The 17,026-nt window shown below is 71.6% G+C and carries 16 protein-coding genes; 5 read left to right on the plus strand and 11 right to left on the minus strand.

Annotated elements, in window-relative coordinates; genetic code table 11:
- Positions 1-113 precede the first annotated feature (113 nt).
- Positions 114-1,364, minus strand: a complete 1,251-nt coding sequence (locus ACZ6S0_RS04175; RefSeq protein ID WP_465913114.1) for a class I SAM-dependent RNA methyltransferase — start codon at positions 1,362-1,364, stop codon at positions 114-116.
- Between the two features lie 67 nt (positions 1,365-1,431).
- On the opposite strand from ACZ6S0_RS04175, the gene ACZ6S0_RS04180 reads away from it, so the two are divergent.
- The gene (locus ACZ6S0_RS04180; RefSeq protein WP_465913115.1) at positions 1,432-3,063 is read left to right on the plus strand and encodes an alpha/beta hydrolase; all 1,632 of its coding nucleotides are present in this window, start codon (positions 1,432-1,434) and stop codon (positions 3,061-3,063) included.
- Here ACZ6S0_RS04180 and ACZ6S0_RS04185 read toward each other — a convergent pair.
- Positions 3,050-5,101, minus strand: coding sequence for an APC family permease (locus ACZ6S0_RS04185; protein WP_465913116.1), 2,052 nt, complete (start codon positions 5,099-5,101; stop codon positions 3,050-3,052). The two genes, ACZ6S0_RS04180 and ACZ6S0_RS04185, sit on opposite strands and share 14 nt — an antisense overlap.
- A 103-nt stretch (positions 5,102-5,204) precedes the next feature.
- On the opposite strand from ACZ6S0_RS04185, the gene ACZ6S0_RS04190 reads away from it, so the two are divergent.
- Both ACZ6S0_RS04190 and ACZ6S0_RS04195 read left to right on the plus strand, forming a co-directional pair.
- Positions 5,205-5,870 carry a potassium channel family protein gene (locus ACZ6S0_RS04190; RefSeq protein WP_344875194.1) on the plus strand — a complete coding sequence of 222 codons (666 nt, stop codon included), beginning with the start codon at positions 5,205-5,207 and terminating at the stop codon, positions 5,868-5,870.
- Entirely contained in the window at positions 5,870-6,529 is a 660-nt protein-coding gene (locus tag ACZ6S0_RS04195; RefSeq protein WP_465913117.1) for a potassium channel family protein, read from the plus strand. Before ACZ6S0_RS04190 ends, ACZ6S0_RS04195 begins: the two co-directional genes overlap by 1 nt.
- A gap of 136 nt (positions 6,530-6,665) precedes the next feature.
- On the opposite strand, the gene ACZ6S0_RS04200 is transcribed toward ACZ6S0_RS04195, so the two are convergent.
- The 7 genes from ACZ6S0_RS04200 to ACZ6S0_RS04230 form a co-directional block, all read right to left on the minus strand.
- Positions 6,666-6,914, minus strand: a complete 249-nt coding sequence (locus ACZ6S0_RS04200; RefSeq protein ID WP_465913118.1) for a hypothetical protein — start codon at positions 6,912-6,914, stop codon at positions 6,666-6,668.
- Positions 6,915-7,186: 272 nt separating this feature from the next.
- Positions 7,187-7,858, minus strand: a complete 672-nt coding sequence (locus ACZ6S0_RS04205; protein WP_465913119.1) for a DUF3159 domain-containing protein — start codon at positions 7,856-7,858, stop codon at positions 7,187-7,189.
- Between the two features lie 4 nt (positions 7,859-7,862).
- Positions 7,863-8,249, minus strand: a complete 387-nt coding sequence (locus ACZ6S0_RS04210; RefSeq protein WP_344875202.1) for an OB-fold nucleic acid binding domain-containing protein — start codon at positions 8,247-8,249, stop codon at positions 7,863-7,865.
- Positions 8,250-8,277: 28 nt separating this feature from the next.
- Positions 8,278-8,916 (minus strand): DUF3710 domain-containing protein, encoded by a 639-nt coding sequence (locus ACZ6S0_RS04215; RefSeq protein ID WP_465913120.1) that lies wholly within the window; start codon positions 8,914-8,916, stop codon positions 8,278-8,280.
- Positions 8,917-8,998: 82 nt separating this feature from the next.
- The gene (gene dut, locus ACZ6S0_RS04220) at positions 8,999-9,478 is read right to left on the minus strand and encodes a dUTP diphosphatase (protein WP_465913121.1); all 480 of its coding nucleotides are present in this window, start codon (positions 9,476-9,478) and stop codon (positions 8,999-9,001) included.
- On the minus strand, positions 9,475-10,029 hold the full coding sequence (locus ACZ6S0_RS04225) for a PaaI family thioesterase (RefSeq protein WP_465913122.1): 555 nt from the start codon (positions 10,027-10,029) through the stop codon (positions 9,475-9,477). The genes dut and ACZ6S0_RS04225 overlap by 4 nt, the downstream gene beginning before the upstream one ends.
- 76 nt (positions 10,030-10,105) lie before the next feature.
- Positions 10,106-11,359 carry an AI-2E family transporter gene (locus ACZ6S0_RS04230; protein WP_465913123.1) on the minus strand — a complete coding sequence of 418 codons (1,254 nt, stop codon included), beginning with the start codon at positions 11,357-11,359 and terminating at the stop codon, positions 10,106-10,108.
- A 202-nt stretch (positions 11,360-11,561) separates the two neighbouring features.
- On the opposite strand from ACZ6S0_RS04230, the gene ACZ6S0_RS04235 reads away from it, so the two are divergent.
- Positions 11,562-13,718, plus strand: coding sequence for a DUF6351 family protein (locus ACZ6S0_RS04235; protein WP_465913124.1), 2,157 nt, complete (start codon positions 11,562-11,564; stop codon positions 13,716-13,718).
- A 119-nt stretch (positions 13,719-13,837) separates the two neighbouring features.
- Here ACZ6S0_RS04235 and ACZ6S0_RS04240 read toward each other — a convergent pair whose 3' ends face one another.
- On the minus strand, positions 13,838-14,698 hold the full coding sequence (locus ACZ6S0_RS04240; protein WP_465913125.1) for a helix-turn-helix domain-containing protein: 861 nt from the start codon (positions 14,696-14,698) through the stop codon (positions 13,838-13,840).
- A gap of 136 nt (positions 14,699-14,834) precedes the next feature.
- Between ACZ6S0_RS04240 and ACZ6S0_RS04245 the strand changes: the two genes are divergently transcribed.
- Positions 14,835-15,707, plus strand: coding sequence for an aldo/keto reductase family oxidoreductase (locus tag ACZ6S0_RS04245; RefSeq protein ID WP_465913126.1), 873 nt, complete (start codon positions 14,835-14,837; stop codon positions 15,705-15,707).
- Between the two features lie 35 nt (positions 15,708-15,742).
- Here ACZ6S0_RS04245 and ACZ6S0_RS04250 read toward each other — a convergent pair whose 3' ends face one another.
- Positions 15,743-16,978, minus strand: a complete 1,236-nt coding sequence (locus ACZ6S0_RS04250; RefSeq protein WP_465913127.1) for an MFS transporter — start codon at positions 16,976-16,978, stop codon at positions 15,743-15,745.
- Between the last annotated feature and the right edge of the window lie 48 nt (positions 16,979-17,026).

Raw genomic sequence — 17,026 nt, forward strand, 5'->3', positions numbered from 1 at the left:
CGGTGCGCTTTCATGATCGTGCGCTACGCATGCGTCATGACATCGAGAATCCCAGAGACACCATGGGACAGCCTGAACCAGGCTGTTGTCCCGCTGCTGGTCAGGACCGCATCTCACTCCTTGACCAGGAGTGCCACGCACTCCACGTGGTGGGTCATCGGGAACGCGTCGAAGGCGCGCAGGTCGGAGAGCGGGTAGCCGCGTTCCGCCAGCCACGCCAGGTCGCGGGCGAGCGTGGCCGGGTCGCAGGAGACGTACACGATGCGCGGGGCCTCCAGCGACGCGATCCGCTCCACCACCTCGCGCCCCAGCCCGGCGCGCGGCGGGTCCACCACCACGATGTCGGCCCGCTCGATCTGGAAGCGGTCGAGCGCCTCCTCCACCCGGCCCCGCTCCACCCGGGCCTGCGGCAGGTCGCGCAGGTTGGCCCGCGCGTCGCGCACGGCCGCCGCCTCCGACTCCAGCCCGAACACCGCCCCCTCCGCCCCCACGGCCTCGGCCAGCCCGGCGGCGAACAGCCCGACCCCACAGTAGAGGTCGAGCGCCCACTCCCCCGGCTCCGGCGCCGCGTAGGCGAGCACCGCGTCGAGCAGCGTCTCGGCGGCCCCCGGGTGCACCTGCCAGAAGCCGCTGCCCGCCACCCGGAACTCCCGGTCGCCCACCTGCTCGTGCAGCACGCCCGAGCCGCGCCGCGGCACCGTACGGCCCTTGCCCTGGTCGAGCAGGATCGAGGCGGGCGCGTCCAGCTCGGGCACGGTGACGCTGCGCCGCGGGCGGGGCGAGACCACCACGGCCCGGTCGCCTTCGGAGGAGGCGATGACCTCGACCCCGGCGGCCCCCTCCCACAGGTGGCCCTCCGCGCCGACCGCCTCCACCTCGGGGTGGGCGATCAGGCAGGCGTCCACGACCTCGACGTCGTGCGAACGGTGCCGGCGAAAGCCCAGCTCACCGGAGGGCAATGCGGCGAACTGCACCCGCGTACGCCAGCCGAGCCCGTCCTTGGCCCCCGGCACCTCCTCCACCACGACCTCGCGCTCGATGCCCGCGAGCCGGCTCAACTGCTCGGCCACGACCTGGGCCTTGAGCCGCCGCTGCGCGTCCAGGGTGGCGTGCTGCCAGTCGCAGCCGCCGCAGCGCCCCGGCCCGGCGTAGGGGCAGGGCGGGACGACCCGGTCGGGCGAGGGCTCCAGGATCTCCACGGCGTCGGCCCGCAGGAAACGGGACGTCTCCTCGGTGACCTCGGCGATCACCCGCTCGCCCGGCAGCGCATGCCGGACGAACACCACCCGCCCTTCGTGGCGTGCCACACACCAGCCGCCGTGGGCGACCGGACCGACCGTTAGCTCGAGAGATGCCTGTTTCACGTTCGACACCTTAGTGCCCATATCTGGACGACCACGCATTCGACTTGACCCACTACTCTAAGTGTCCATGGAGAGGGTGGTGCGCCGGCGGCTCGGCTTCGGCGGCACGCTGCTGGCCACGTTGTTCGCCTGCGCCTCGCTGACGCCGTCGCTGCTGCCCCGCCCGTGGCTCTACCAGGGCGTGATGGGCGCGGTCACCGGCATACTCGGCTACGCGGCGGGCGCCTCGCTCGGGGCGCTGGGGCGGGCGCTGATCCCCTACCGGCCGCCGGAGCGCGGGCGGCGCATCGCCTGGCGGGTCATGCTCGCCGGCTGCGCCGCGCTGGCGGTCGTGACGCTGTGGTACAGCTTCGACTGGCAGCGCGACCTGCGGGCGCTCATGGGGATGGACACGCGGATCACCTGGTTCCCGCCGGTGATCCTGGCCGTGACGCTCGCGCTGTTCGCCCTGGCCCTGCTGGCGGCCAGGCTCGTCCGCCTCGGAGGGCGCAGGCTCAACGCCTGGCTCGACCACTACGTCCCCGCCTACGTGGGCCACGCCGTCGGCGCGCTGGTCATCGCCCTGCTGGTGGCGGTGTTCGCCAACGACGTGCTGTTCAACGGGTTCGTGGCCCGGGTGAGCGACGTCTCCTCGGTCGCCAACCAGCGCACCCACCCCGGCGTGAGCCGGCCCACCTCTGCGTACGTGTCGGGCGGGCCGGGCTCGCTGGTGACCTGGGAGTCGCTGGGCAGGGAGGGGCGCCGCTTCACCGGCACCGCCGCGACGCCGGCCCGGCTGGCGGCGTTCTCGGGGCGGCCGGCGGCCCAGCCGATCCGGGTGTACATCGGGCTCGACGGCACCTCCTCCCCGCGGGCCCAGGCGGCGCTGGCGGTACGCGAGCTGGAGCGCACCGGCGCGTTCGGCCGGCCCGTGCTGGCCGTGCTGGGCACCACGGGCACCGGCTGGGTCGACCCGCACATCGCCGACCCGCTGGAGTACATGTACAACGGGCGCTCCGCGATGGTCGCGCTGCAGTACTCGTACCTGCCGAGCTGGGTGTCGTTCATGGTCGACCGGGACAAGGCGGCGGCGTCGGGGCGGGCGCTGTTCGAGGCCGTGCGCGAGCGGTGGTCCCGGCTGCCCGCCGGGTCGCGGCCGCGGCTGCTGCTGTCGGGCGAGAGCCTCGGGTCGTACGAGCTGGAGGAGGCTTTCCACAGCCTGTCCGACCTGGTGGCCAGGGCCGACGGGGCGGTGTTCGTGGGCCCGCCCAACGCCAACCCGATCTGGCAGCAGCTCACCAACGGCCGCCGGCGCGACAGCCCCGTGTGGCGGCCCGTCTACCGCTCGGGCCGGACGGCCCGGTTCGCGCAGGACCCCGGCGACCTCGGCCGGCCGCCTGCGCCGTGGCCGCACCCCCGCGTGGTCTACCTGCAGAACTCCACCGACCCCGTGGTGTGGTGGTCACCGCGGCTGCTCTACCACCGGCCGGCCTGGCTGGAGGGCGCGCGCGGGCCCGGCGTGAACCCGCAGATGAACTGGTTCCCGCTGGTGACGTTCTGGCAGGTGCTGGTGGACATGACGGCCGCGCTCGACGTCCCGCCCGGGCACGGCCACCGCTACGGCGCGAACATCGTGGACGGCTGGGCCGCGGTCGCCGCCCCGCCCGGCTGGAGCGGGCACGACACGTGGCGGCTGCGGGCCCTGATCAACTGGTCGTGATCTGGCCGTCTTCCTCGTCCTTGACCGTCTGGTGCCACGGCCGGCGTACGGAGCCCGGCGCGAACGGCTCCGGCCTGCCCATGAGCCGGTCGGAGGAGTGGAGCTGCCAGGGCACGCTGGTCACCATGACGCCCGGCTTGAACAGCAGCCGCGCCTTGAGCCGCAACGCGCTCTGGTTGTGCAGCAGGTGCTCCCACCAGCGGCCGACCACGTACTCGGGGATGAAGACGGTCACCACGTCGCGCGGCGAGCGCCTGCGCAGCGTCTTGACGTAGTCGAGGACGGGCTGCGTGATCTCGCGGTAGGGGGAGTCGAGCATCTTCAGCGGCACGGGGATGCGCAGGCGCTCCCACTCCTCCTGCAGCTTGGTGGCCTCCTCGCCCTCGACGCCGACGGTGACGGCCTCCAGCGTGGACGGGCGGGTGGCGCGGGCGTACGCGAGGGCGCGCATGGTCGGCTTGTGGATCTTCGAGACGAGCACGATCGCGTGGTTGCGCGCGGGCAGCATGGCCGGCTCGTAGTCCTCGGTGATCTCCAGCTCGGCCGCCACCTTGTCGTAGTGACGCCTGATGCCCTTCATCATGAGGAACAGGATCGGCATCGCGATCACCACGATCCACGCCCCGACCAGGAACTTCGTCAGCAGTACGACGATCAGCACGAGCCCCGTCATGACCCCGCCGAAGAAGTTGATCACGCGGGAGCGGTGCATCTGGTGGCGGATCCTGGGGTCGGTCTCCGTCTTCAGGTGGCGGGTCCAGTGGATGACCATGCCCGTCTGGCTGAGCGTGAACGAGACGAAGACGCCGACGATGTACAGGTTCAGCAGGCGGCTGACGTCGGCGTTGAACCCCCACAGCAGCAGGCAGGCGCCCAGCGCCAGGATGATGATGCCGTTGGAGAAGGCCAGCCGGTCGCCCCGGGTGTGGAGCTGGCGCGGCAGGTAACGGTCCTGCGCCAGGATCGAGCCGAGCACCGGGAAGCCGTTGAACGCCGTGTTGGCCGCCAGGAAGAGGATGAGCGCGGTCACCGCCGAGATGACCACGAACGGCAGCGACCCGCCCCCGAAGACCGCGTCGGCCACCTGCGAGATGATCGGCTGCTGGTAGTAGCCGGGGCCGACGGGCGTGCCGTCCGGCTTGAGCAGGTCGTGCGCGACGACCGAGGGCTCGGCCATCTTCACCCCTGAGGCCAGGCCGAGCCCGATGATGCCGCTGAACATCGTGACCGCGACCAGGCCCATCAGCAGCAGCGTGGTGGCGGCGTTCTTGCTCTTGGGCTTCCTGAACGCGGGCACGCCGTTGCTGATCGCCTCGACCCCGGTCAGGGCCGCGCAGCCGGACGAGAACGCGCGCAGCACCAGGAAGGCGGCGGCGAAGGCGGTGAGGTTGGTCTGCTCGGGCTCGATCGTGAACTGGGCGCTCGGCGCTTGGATCTCCTCACCCAGCACCAGCAGCCGGAACCCGCCCCAGGCGACCAGGCCGAGCACGGCGATCATGAACGCGTACGTGGGGATGGCGAAGGCTGCGCCGGACTCGCGGATGCCGCGCAGGTTGACCACGGTGAGCAGGATGACGATGGCGATGGCGACGGCGGGCTTGTGCTGGCCCACGAACGGGATCGTCGCGCCGACGTAGTCGACGCCGTTGGCGACGGACACCGCGACGGTCAGCACGTAGTCGACCATGAGGGCGCTGGCCACGGTGAGCCCGGCGTTCTTGCCGAGGTTGGTGGTGGCGACCTCGTAGTCGCCGCCGCCGCTGGGATAGGCGTGCACGTTCTGCCGGTACGACGCCACGACCGTGAGCATCACGACCACGACGGCGGCGGCCACCCAGGGGCTGTAGGAGAAGAAGGAGACGCCCGCGAGGGACAGGATGACGAGAATCTCCTGCGGCGCGTACGCGACGGAGGAGAGCGCGTCGCTCGCGAAAACCGGCAGTGCGATCCGTTTGGGGAGTAGTTGCTCGTGAAGCTGCCCGCTGCGCAGGGCGCGCCCCACGAGCAAGCGTTTGACAAGATCCGTTACCTTCGCCACGTAACGAGATGCTAGTCCTCAATGGTGGGCCTCAACGAGGCGCTCCCCGATCGGGCCATACTGGTGTCGAGCACACCGACCGACCGCGAAGCTGCGGGGGGAAATGCATATAGTGATCATGGGCTGTGGGCGGGTCGGGTCGACCCTCGCGCACATCCTCGAAGACAGCGGCCATTCCGTCGCCATCATCGACCGCGACCCGCAGGCGTTCCGGCGGCTGCGCGCCGGGTTCCGTGGGCGTCGGGTGACCGGCATCGGCTTCGACCGCGACGTGCTCACCGAGGCCGGCGTCGAGTCGGCCACCGCCTTCGTGGCGGTCTCGAGCGGCGACAACTCCAACATCATCTCCGCGCGGGTGGCGCGCGAGACGTTCGGCGTCGACAACGTGGTGGCCCGCATCTACGACCCCCGCCGCGCCGAGGTCTACCAGCGACTGGGCATCCCCACGGTGGCGACCGTACGCTGGACCGCCGACCAGATCATGCGCCGCATCCTCCCCGAGGGCGCCGAGCCGCTCTGGCGCGACCCCACGGGCACCGTCATCCTGGCCGAGGTCACCGTCCACCAGTCCTGGATCGGCACCCGCGTCACCCACCTCGAAGCGCGGGCCAAGGCGCGCGCCGCCTTCATCAACCGGATGGGCGAGGCGGTGACCATCGGCGACGACACCGTGGTCCAGGAGGGCGACGTGCTGCACGTCATCGCCGCGGAGAACGACATGGACCGGATCAACAAGGTGCTCGCCGCGGCACCGGAAGAGGACGAGTGATGCGCGTCGCCATCGCCGGGGCGGGCGCCGTGGGCCGCTCCATCGCGGCCGAGCTCCTGGAGAACGGCCACGAGGTCCTGCTCATCGACGTGGACCCCCGGGCCATCAAGATCGACAGCGTGCCTCGCGCCGAGTGGCTGCTGGCCGACGCGTGCGAGATCGCCTCCCTCGACGAGGCCGGTCTCAACAACTGCCACGTCGTCGTCGCCTCCTCCGGCGACGACAAGGTCAACCTGGTGGTCTCGCTGCTGGCCAAGACCGAATACGGCGTGCCCCGCGTGGTGGCCCGCATCAACCACCCCAACAACGAGTGGCTGTTCAACGAGTCGTGGGGGGTCGACGTCGCCGTGTCCACCCCACGGCTGCTGAGCGCGCTGGTGGAGGAGGCGGTCAGCGTCGGCGACCTCGTCCGGCTCATGACGTTCCGGCAGGGGCAGGCGAACCTGGTGGAGCTCACGCTGGCCGACGACGCGCCGGTGGTGGGGCAGCGGGCGGGGTCCGTACCGTGGCCGGTGGACTCGGCGCTGGTGGCGATCCTGCGCGAGGGCCGGGTCCTGGTGCCCACGGCCGACGATCCGCTGGAGGCGGGCGACGAGTTGCTCTTCGTGGCCAGCCAGGAGGTCGAGCAGGAGCTGGCCCACCTGCTCTCCCAGCACTGAGCCCAAGCACTGAGTCCAGGCACTGAGCCCGAGCGCTGGTCCCGGACGCGCTCGCCACGCACCCGGTCACCGGGGCGGCGCGGGCGCGCGGGCCCGCGCCGGGCCCGGCGCCCCAGGGCCGAGACGCGGTACGACGTCACCGCATGCGGCGCGCGTACCACTCGTCGTGGTGCTCCTCGTCCTCGTCCTCGTGCTCGTCCTTGCAGTGGTCGGAGCCGCCGAACCAGATCACCAGCGGCGCGCGCAGCTTGACGAAGCCCGCGGCCTCCTTCTCGCACCCGATGTGCGGCCCTCTGAAGTCGTCGTCGTCGGCGATCGCGGGCGCCGGGGCGAGGAGCAGGGCGGCGGCGGTCATGGTGACGGCGGCGATGACACTTCTGTACATGGTGGTCCCCCGATAGGGTGTGAAGCGATCTTCCGCCAGGCTTCGTACCCGCACGCGTGGATCAAGTGGTTAAGCGTTCGGCCCGCAGATCTTTACCTCAGCCGCGCGACCGGCCCGCCGACCGCGCGCCCTGCCAGCGGGCCGACCACCCGGCCGACCCTTCACCGACGTCGACCCCGGTCATGACCACCACGACCACCGGAACTCAGACGGACGCCACCGGCCGCCCGATGGGATCTCGGGCGGGCACCGGCGGCGGCTCGATCGAAGGCTCAGGCGGACGGCACCGGCGGCTTGAGCGGGGTGCGACCCCGGCCCAGCACCCACAGCATCGCCCCGAGCGCCGCCACCTGGAGCGGCCAGCCCATCACGATCTTGGCGAACCCGAGCGCCGCCACCGCCTGGTCACCGCCACCGAACAGGTAGACGGGCCCCTGCACGGCCACCCTGACCGCGCAGGGCAGCATGAGCAGCCAGGTCAGCCGGGTGCACAGCTTCACGATGCCCGGATCCTTGTGCCAGGCGGTCGGATCGCCCGTGACCGAGCCGATCAGGAAGCCGACGACCGGCCACCGGGTGACGATGGAGATCAGCATCCCCACCATGTAGCCGGCGTTCCACAGGATGCCGGGCAGGAAGTAGTCTTTCGCGTCGCCCGTACGGCTGGCGAAGAAGGCGCCGATCGCGATGCCGATCAGGCTGTTGATCACGAACTGCGGCGTCGACCGCTGGACGATCCGTGCGAGCAGGAGCACCACCGACAGCGAGACGCTGATGATGAGAGACAGCTTCAGATCCTCGGTGAAGATCCACGACAGCGTGAACGCCACCGTCGGGACGGCCGCCTCGATGATGCCGCGGACACCGCCGAACGCCTTGGCGAGCTGTGCCCGCACCGCCGCCTCGACGGTGTCATGGGCGACCTCTTCGGCCTCAGCACTCACCTGATCAACTCCCTGGGCGCAGCTCGTAACGCGGATTGAACATCACCTTGCGCCCGTCCTGCATGCTGACGAGGCCCTCGGCCTTGACGGTGCGGCCGGGCTCGATGCCGGCGATCTTGCGGCGGCCGAGCCAGACCAGGTCGATCACGTCGGACCCGTCGTAGAGCTCGGCCTCCAGAGCGGGGGCGCCACCCCTCGGACGCAGTGTCACCGTACGTAGCGTACCCGCCACGCAGAAGCGGCGGCGGCCGCCACACGAGACGATCGGGGTCGCACCGACCTCATCGGCGTCTTCCCGTAGCTCCTGGGCCTCGATCTCGGACTGGGTGGAGGCCAGCCGACTGAAGAACCCGCGCAATCCCCCGCGTTTGGGGGGCTCTGCCGTACTCATGATGCATCAGCCTATGTGATGTAAGCCGTCAGCGAATCTCGCTGATTTCAGGTCCTCGTTTGAACGGGTTGAAGCCGGGCCCCTCGGGTGTCTCCGCGCCGCTCTGCTCGTTGGGACGGCGCAGCGGGATCGCCTCCTCACGCGCCATCGGCTCGTCGCCGCGCACGACGACCACGTCCTTGATGAAGTCGATGTACGGCTCGGCCGTGGCGTCGTCGACCGCCGCCTTGCCCGAGATCACCGCGAGCAGGAACCAGCGCGGGCCGTCGATGCCCACGTAGCGGGCCGGTCGGCTGTCGCCCTCGACCCTCATCTCGCCGCTCAGCTCGGTGCCGAACGGCCCGTCCTGCTCGTGCAGGTGATCGGCCTGGGCGAGGATCTTGGTCTTGACCTCCTCCCACAGCCCCGAACTGCGCGGGGCCGCCAGGGCCTGGAGCTGCAGCGAACTCTCGTCGTACAGGACGACCACGCCGACGTGCTGGTCTCCCACCGAGGCCAGCCGTACGTCGAAGTCCGGGTTGTGTGGCAGCCGCAGGCCGCCGAGGTCGATCCGGTCGGCCTCGGGGTGGGGCTCGTCGGCGTCCCACGGGCCGGTATCGCGCGTGGGTGCGGCAGCCTCCCGCTCGGCCAACTGATCCGGCTGCTCACGACGACGACGTCGGAACACGTTCCTCACTCTCCCTGCTCGTCGGGCCGTGGTCCGGCCCGTTGTTCATCAGGCCCCTGCCGGGCCCCTTTGTCTCACCCGGTCAGCGCCCGGTCGATCCGAACCCGTTGGCGCCGCGTACGGACCCGGGCAGCCGTTCGACCTCGTAGAACCCCGCGCGTTCCACCCGCTGCACCACGAGCTGGGCCACGCGGTCGCCCCGCCGAAGCCGGAACGGCTCCTTCGCGTCGGTGTTGATCAGCGTCACCCTGATCTCCCCCCGGTAACCGGCGTCCACCGTGCCGGGGGCGTTGACCAGCGTGACACCGTGCCTGGCCGCCAGCCCGGACCGCGGGTGCACGAACGCCGCGTAGCCGTCGGGCAGGGCGATCGCCACCCCGGTGCCGACGACCGCGCGTTCGCCGGGCTTCAGCTCGACGTCCTCGACCGCGTAGAGGTCGGCCCCCGCGTCGCCCGCGTGGGCGTACGACGGGAGCGGCAGCTCGGCGTCGAGCCGCTGGATCAGGACCTCCACGGTCGCGGCCTTCGGCGGTCCGCCGCGACCGGCACCTGCGTTGCTCAAGGATTCACCTCGTAGTCGTGGTGTTCGGCGGCGATGGTGGCGACATCGCCGTGCTTGGCGAAGTGTTCCATGTTCACCTCGACGAACAGCGCTGCCGCGCGGACGGCGACCGGTCCGTCAGGGGCGCCGATTCGTCCCTCAGCCTCAAGGTACGCCTTTCTGCCCATGATGCCGTTGCACCAGGCACGCAGGTGGAGTGTCGTGCCCACGGGAACGGGGAGCAGGTAGTCGGTCTCCAGACGTCCCGTCACATAGGGCTTACGGAAGAGGTAGACGGACATTCCGATGACCTCGTCCATCGCGGCGGCCAGCACCCCGCCGTGCGCCAGCCGGGGCGCGCCCTGATGCGCCTCCCCGACCGTGAACTCCGCCTCGACGGTGGCGCCATCGGGGGTCGCGGCCTTGAGATGTAGCCCGGCCGGATGCCCGGCGCCGCACCCGAAGCACTGGCTGTAGTGGGAGTCCAGAGCAGCGCCCGGAGCTGGAGCCCCAGGTTGTGCCACGGGCGGGACCGCCCCTGGTGGCGGGGTGGTGAGGGAGGAACGCGTCACGGGTGACGAGGTTACTCGCTCTCCCCCGCCCTTCCATCACACCCGCCCATCCGCTTCGGGGCCACGCTCGCGGGCCTCACCTGGCCCGGAGACCGTCATCCGCCTCGGAGCCGTCACGCGGCCCCTCGGCCCCGCTCGGCCCATCGGCGGCGTCGGGCGCCCCGGCGGCCGGGCGCGGCCCATGGAGACCGGTGTCGTCGCCGGGGCGGCCGTCGTCCGCTCCTGGCGGTGGCGGCGGGCCGCTGGCGGCGAGGTCGTCGTGGCCGGGTGGCAGCTCGGGTGGACCGTGAATCAGCTCCGGCAACGCCCGGTAGATCACCGCCGCCACCGGCACCGCCACGGCGGCGCCGGCGATGCCCGCCAGGATGCCGCCGACCGACAGCACCAGGATGATCGCCAGCGGATGGAAGTTGAGCGCCCGCCCCACGATCAGCGGCTGCAGGACGTGGTTCTCGAGCTGCTGCTCCACGATGAGGATGCCGAGGAAGATCAACGCGTAGACGAGCCCCTTGGCCCCCAGCGTGACGAGGGTGGCGACCGTGCCGGCGAAGAAGATGCCGACGATCGGGATGAAGCTGGCGAAGAAGATGAGCACGGCCAGCGGCGCCCACAACGGCACCCCCATCCCCGCCAGCACGATGCCCATGACGAGCCCGTGCACCGCCGCCACCGCCACGGTGCCCTGGACGTAGTGGGAGAGCGTGGTCCACGCGGCCCGCCCCGCCCGGTCGACGCGCGGCGCGACCCCGCCGAACGCCCTCAGGAACCAGCCCCAGATCCGGTCGCCGTCTTTGAGCAGGAAGAACGTCACGAACAGCAGCAGCACGATGGACGCGAGCACCTCGACCGCCACCGCCCCCGCGGTCAGCACCGTGCCGGTGATGGCCGTGCGCTGGGCGTTGACCATGGCCGCGATCTCGTCGACGTAGCCGGTGATCTGCGCTTCCTTGAGGTGCAGCGGACCGGTGATCAGCCACTCCTGCACGGATCTGGCCGTCTCCTGCACCTGCCGGACCAGGTTCGGGAACTCTTCACTGGCCCGCGCGCCGACCAGCCAGCCCGTGCCGACGAGCACGGCCAGGGCCACCAGCATGGTGATCCAGGTGGCGTAGATGGGTCGCAGGCCCGCGTTGCGCAGGCCCCTCGTCAGCGGGAACAGCAGCGCGGTCAGCAGCAGCGCGATCGCCACGGGCAGCGCCACGAACGCGAGCCTGGCGATGGCCTGGACGATGAAGTAGACGACCACGCCGACGAGGATCAGGCACGCGGACCAGGTGGCCATCTTGGCCAGCACGGGCGGCACGAGCTTGGTTGGGCGGTCGGACAGCACGTGTTCCAGACTGGCACGTCCTGGCCCAGGATGCGCGCCGATAATCGCCCCGCAGCTCAGAGCGTAACCGTACGGGGCCGTCCGGCCACGCTCCGCCGCCTCCCGGATGCGCCGTGGGGCACCGGAACACCCCTGCTCGAGCACGGGTAGGGCCCGAGATCGGGTCTGGGCAAGCGATGGCGGCCGTGTCACCGTCGTGGTCATGAAGGCTGTGATGGTCCTCACCCTCCTGACGTCCCTCGTCACCGCGCCCGCCGCCACCCCCACCCCCGCCGGCGGCTCCCTGGCCCTGGAGGTGCTCTCCAGCCGCCCCGACCAGGTGAGCGGCGGCGACGCGCTGATCAGGGTCCGCCAGTCCCGTGGCGCGACGGCAGAGCCCAGGGTGCTGCGTGACGGCGAGGACGTCACCTCCGCCTTCACCCGGAACGGGGACGTGCTCACCGGCCTGGTGACCGGCCTGAAGAACGGTGACAACACGATCACCGCCGTGGCCGGGCGCCGCCGGGAGAGCATCAACGTGCGCAACCACCCGATCCAGGGCCCGATCTTCTCCGGCGCCCACCAGTACCCGTTCCTCTGCAAGACCGAGCGCAGCGGCCTCGGCCCGCCGGTCGCCGACAACCAGGACGGCCAGGGCATGCGGGTGAGCGGCGGCTGGAGCAGGGACTGCTTCGCCCCGACGGTCACCGACCGCCTCTACCGCTCCACGGACGGCACGTACCGGCCCATGCCCGCGCAGCGCCCCGCCGACCTGGCCACGACCACGCTGCTGGACGGCCGGACGGTCGACTTCGTCGTACGGCGCGAGCGCGGCGTCATCAACCGCTTCCTCTACTCGATCGCCATGCTGGAGGACGGCTGGAACGGCAGGGCGATCTACCGTTTCGACGGCGGCGTGGCGATCGGCCACGACCAGGGCACGCTGGGCGGCGCCGCCCTCGACCCGTACGGACTGGGCAAGGGCTACGCGATCCTGCACTCCTCGGGCACCCGCACCTCCACCCACTACAACCTGATCCTGGGCGGCGAGACGGCCCTGATGGTCAAGGAGCGGTTCGTCGAGCGGTACGGCCCGCCGCTCTACACGGTGGGCGTCGGCGGCTCGGGCGGCGGGATCCAGCAGTACATCTACGGCCAGAACCACGGCGACCGGGTGATCGACGCCGCCATCCCGCAGTACTCCTACCCGGACATGGTCACCCAGACCATCCACGTGGGCGACTGCGAGCTGCTCGAACGCTACATGGACCACCACCCCCGGTGGGCGAGGTGGGAGGAGCGCACGGCACTCATCGGCATGAACGCCAGCGACACCGTGGCCAACCCGTACACCGGCAGGCCGGGCTCCGACGAGTGCGTCAACGGCTGGCGCGGCCTGACCCCGCTGACCATGAACCCGCTGTGGACGTCCAACAACGACCCCGAGTGGCAGCGCATGGACCCTCCGGGCGTCAAGGACACCGTCCGGTGGACGCACTGGGAGGACCTGCGCACGGTCTACGGCGTGGACGAGACCGGCCACGCCCGTTCGACCTGGGACAACGTGGGCGTCCAGTACGGACTGAGCGCGCTCACCGGAGGAGTGATCACGCCGGAGGAGTTCCTCGACGTCAACGCCGAGGTCGGCTCGTGGAAGGAGGCGGCCGACATGGTCCAGGAGGGCTGCCCGTTCACGCCGTCCGCCTGCCCGGCCGACCTCGACCCGTGGAGCAGCCGCAACGCCCGTCTGGGCGACCCGGCCCCGAGGCGGACGGGCGACCCCGTGGCGATCAGGAACGTCCAGCGCAGCGGCCTGGTGTTCGGTGGCGACATCGACCTCCCGGTGATCGACTGGCGCCACTACCTGGACGACCAGTTGGACATGCACAACGCGCACCAGTCGTTCGCCTCCAGGAAGCGGATGCTGGACCACGACGGACGGGCGGGCAACCAGGTGATCTGGTTCACCGACGCCCGGCCGGACGGGCCGAGGTTCGACCAGACGCCCGAGGCGCTGCGGGTGATCGACGAGTGGATGGCCAACATCCGCAGGCATCCCGGGCGCGGCGTCGAGGGCAACAAGCCGTTCCAGGCCGTGGACCGCTGCTTCGCCACCGACGGCAGCGAGATCGCGGCGGGGCCGCGCGTCTGGGACGGGGTCCTCGACCGCCGCCCGCCCGGCGCCTGCACTCAGCGCTTCCCGCTCTACTCGACCTCCCGCGTCGTGGCGGGCGGCCCGATCGAGGGCGGCGTCTACAAGTGCCGCCTGCAGCCGGTCGACCGGGCGGTCGCGCGGGGCCTGTACGGCTCCTGGCGGCCCACGCCCGACCAGCGCGCCCGGCTGAAGCAGATCTTCCCCACGGGGGTGTGCGACTACTGACCCGCCGCCGCCCGGAGGGGGCTGGAGAGCATGATCCGGACGCTCACGCGGTCCCGGTACCGGCGAGCGCGATCCGGACGCTCACGCGAACCCGGTACCGGCGAGCGTGATCCGGACGCTCACGCGATCCCCGTGTCGGCGTCGGCCTCGGGCGGCCGGCCCTCTTCCGCGGCGGCCCGCGCGGCGAGCGAGTCGAGCAGGCGGGCCGACTCCGAGCCCCGCTCGGCGTGGTAAACCGCCAGGATCTGCCCTCCGGAGTCGCTGAGCGGCAGCTTCTCCCTGCGCAGTTCGAGCAGGCCGACCTCGGGGTGGCGCAGCCGCATCGCGCCTCCGGCCAGCTCGGTGACGTCGTGCCGGGCCCACAGTCGCCGGAAGGGCTCGCTGGCCAGCGACAGCTCGCCGACCAGCCGGACGATCCGCGGGTCGTCGACGTCGCCGCCCACGGAGGCGCGGAACCCCGCGACCATGCCTTTGACCGCCTCTTCCCAGTCGGGGTACAGCTGCCGGTCCGCGGGGTCCAGGAAGATCGCGCGCAGCCGGTTGACCCCCGGCCGGAGGTTGGCCGACACGGCGGTGGCCAGCCGGTTCGCGGCGAGCACGTCGAACGTCCTGCTCTCCACGAACGCCGGCAGGTTGATCACGTCGAGCAGTTGCCTGATCCCGGCGGGCACCACCTCGCGGCGCGTCCGCCGGGGCGTGGCCGGGCGGGCGGTGGACAGGCTCAGCAGGTGTCGCGTGGCGGTCGCGTCCAGGTTGAAGACCCGGGCCAGGGCCTCCAGCACCTGCGGCGACGGGTTGCGGTCGCGGCCCTGCTCCAGCCGGAGGTAGTAGTCGGCGCTGATCCCGGCCAGGGTGGCGACCTCCTCACGGCGCAGCCCGGGGGTGCGGCGTACGCCGACGATCCGCAGCCCCGCCTGCGCCGGGTCGATCAGCTCACGGCGCGCCCTGAGATACTCCCCGAGCGCGTTCGGCCTGCTCATGCCCTCGATCGTATGGGCCGGAGCGGGCCTCGCGCCTGGTCCTGCCACTCCCAGGATGGGCGGGGTACCGGCTGCGCCCGTCGGCGCTCGTTACCGTGAGACCGCTCCCGGAGACGCCGGTGAGCGGAAGGGAAACATGCCAGGCGACGAGCTTCCCGGCGGCACGTACCGCGTGGGCGACCTCACCCTCACCCGGTTCGGCTACGGGGCCATGCAACTGGCCGGGCCTGGCGTCTTCGGCCCGCCCAAGGACCGCGACGCCGCGATCGCCGTTCTGCGCACGGCCGTCGAGCTGGGCATCCGGCACATCGACACGGCCGACTTCTACGGCCCGCACGTCACCAACGAGATCATCCGCGAGGCGCTCGCGCCGTACCCGGACGGCCTGCACATCGTCACCAAGGTCGGCGCCCGGCGCGACGAGCGGGGTGGGTGGCCGCACGCCCGCACCCCGGCCGAGCTGACGCAGCAGGTCCACGACAACCTGCGGCGGCTCGGCCTCGACGCGCTCGACGTGGTGAACCTGCGGGTCGGCGGCTTCGACTCGCCCGAGCCCGGCTCGATCGCCGAGCAGTTCGGCGCGCTCGCCGAGCTGCGCGAGCGGGGGCTGATCCGGCATCTCGGGCTGAGCACGGTCGACGCCGATCAGCTCGCCGAGGCACAGGAGATCGCCCCGGTGGTGTGCGTGCAGAACTACTACAACGTCGCCCACCGGCAGGACGACGAGCTGATCGACAGCACGGCCGGGCAGGGCATCGCGTACGTGCCGTACTTCCCGCTGGGCGGCATGTCGCCGCTGCAGTCGGACGCCCTGCGGCGGGTCGCCGCAGGGCTGGGGAGCACGCCGCTGTCCGTGGCGCTCGCCTGGCTGCTGCGCCGCTCGCCGAACGTGCTGCTCATCCCCGGCACGTCATCGGTGGAGCACCTGCGCGAGAACCTGGCCGGCGCGGCACTCGACCTGCCCGCCGACGCCCTCGCCGACCTGGACGCCATCGGGAACGACGACTGACGCATCAGGGACGACGACCAGCGCCGCACGGCACGTCACCGGTCGGCGAGCGCCTGTCCGGCGGGCAGCTCCCGCATCGTGCGCAGGGGCGAGGCGAACACCCACAGGAACGCCAGGCACGCCCCGGCCGCGGCCACCACCAGCGTGTTCCTGACCCCGATCAGCCCGCCCAGGGCCCCGCCCGCCAGCCCGCCGAGCGGCATGGTGCCCCAGACGACGAAGCGGAAGGTGGCGTTCATGCGCCCGAGCAGCGCCTCGGGCGTGATGGCCTGACGGAAGCTGAGCTGCGTGATGTTGAAGACGACCGCGCCCGCCGCGAAGCAGAGTTCGAACACCGCGAACAGGCCCAGCCGCCAGTCGGCCTCCACCCACGGCACCAGGAACATCAGCGGCGCGGTCAGCCCGACGGTCAGCCAGATCGTCGGCCCCTGACCGAAGCGGGCGACCACCCGGCGGTTGACCAGCGCGCCGATCACGCCGCCGAGCCCGCCCGCGGCCAGCAGCAGCCCGATCGTGCCCGCCTCCAGGCCCAGCTCCCTGGCCAGCAGCAGCAGGATCGGAGGCTGGGCCATGCTGGCGAACAGGTTCGCGGTGGCGGCGCAGGCCACGATGCGGCGCAGCAGCGGGTGCCCGAACACGAACCTGACGCCCTCGCCGATCTCCCTGCCCAGATGGGCGCCGCGGCGCTCCTGGCGCTCCTCCCGCTTGCGGATGCCGGCCAGGCACAGGCCCGACCAGGCGTACCCGAGCACGGTGACGACGAGCGCGAACGGGGCGGTGAGGAACTGGACCAGGTAGCCGCCGACGCCGGGCCCGCCGAGCTGCGCCACCGTACGCACGCCCTCCAGCAGGGAGTTGCCCTCGACCAGCCGCTCGCGCCCGACGAGGTGCGGCAGGTAGCTCAGGTACGCCGAGTCGAAGAACACGGTGAACACCCCGAGGACGAGCGCCACGGCGTAGAGCTGATGGATCGTGAGCACGTCCAGCCACCAGGCCACCGGCACGGACGCCAGCGCCAGGGCCCGCGCCCAGTCGCTGACCATCATCACCGCGCGCTTGCGCAGCCGGTCCACGATCGCGCCCGCGGGCAGCCCGATCACCACGAAGGCCAGCGTCTGGCACGCGGCGAGCAGCCCGACCTCGAACTCCGAGGCGTGCAGCGCCGACACGGCGACCAGGGGCAGCGCCAGCAGCAGGAGCTGGCTGCCCACCTGGCTGGCGCTGTCGGCCAGGAACAGGCCGCGGAAGTCGTGATCGCGTAAGAGGCGCACGCGCACAGGCTTCCACGTCCGATTGAGAAAAATCAACCGGTTATAGGG

Source organism: Nonomuraea sp. NPDC051298, assembly GCF_055586305.1.

What these genes read in the sequence shown, in the direction of transcription:
- ACZ6S0_RS04180 (WP_465913115.1), top strand. Translation starts at nt 1,432, where the DNA reads ATGGAGAGGGTGGTGCGCCGGCGGCTCGGCTTCGGCGGCACGCTGCTG.
- ACZ6S0_RS04190 (WP_344875194.1), top strand. Translation starts at nt 5,205, where the DNA reads ATGCATATAGTGATCATGGGCTGTGGGCGGGTCGGGTCGACCCTCGCG.
- ACZ6S0_RS04195 (WP_465913117.1), top strand. Translation starts at nt 5,870, where the DNA reads ATGCGCGTCGCCATCGCCGGGGCGGGCGCCGTGGGCCGCTCCATCGCG.
- ACZ6S0_RS04200 (WP_465913118.1), bottom strand. Translation starts at nt 6,914, where the DNA reads ATGTACAGAAGTGTCATCGCCGCCGTCACCATGACCGCCGCCGCCCTG.
- ACZ6S0_RS04210 (WP_344875202.1), bottom strand. Translation starts at nt 8,249, where the DNA reads ATGAGTACGGCAGAGCCCCCCAAACGCGGGGGATTGCGCGGGTTCTTC.
- ACZ6S0_RS04235 (WP_465913124.1), top strand. Translation starts at nt 11,562, where the DNA reads ATGAAGGCTGTGATGGTCCTCACCCTCCTGACGTCCCTCGTCACCGCG.
- ACZ6S0_RS04240 (WP_465913125.1), bottom strand. Translation starts at nt 14,698, where the DNA reads ATGAGCAGGCCGAACGCGCTCGGGGAGTATCTCAGGGCGCGCCGTGAG.
- ACZ6S0_RS04245 (WP_465913126.1), top strand. Translation starts at nt 14,835, where the DNA reads ATGCCAGGCGACGAGCTTCCCGGCGGCACGTACCGCGTGGGCGACCTC.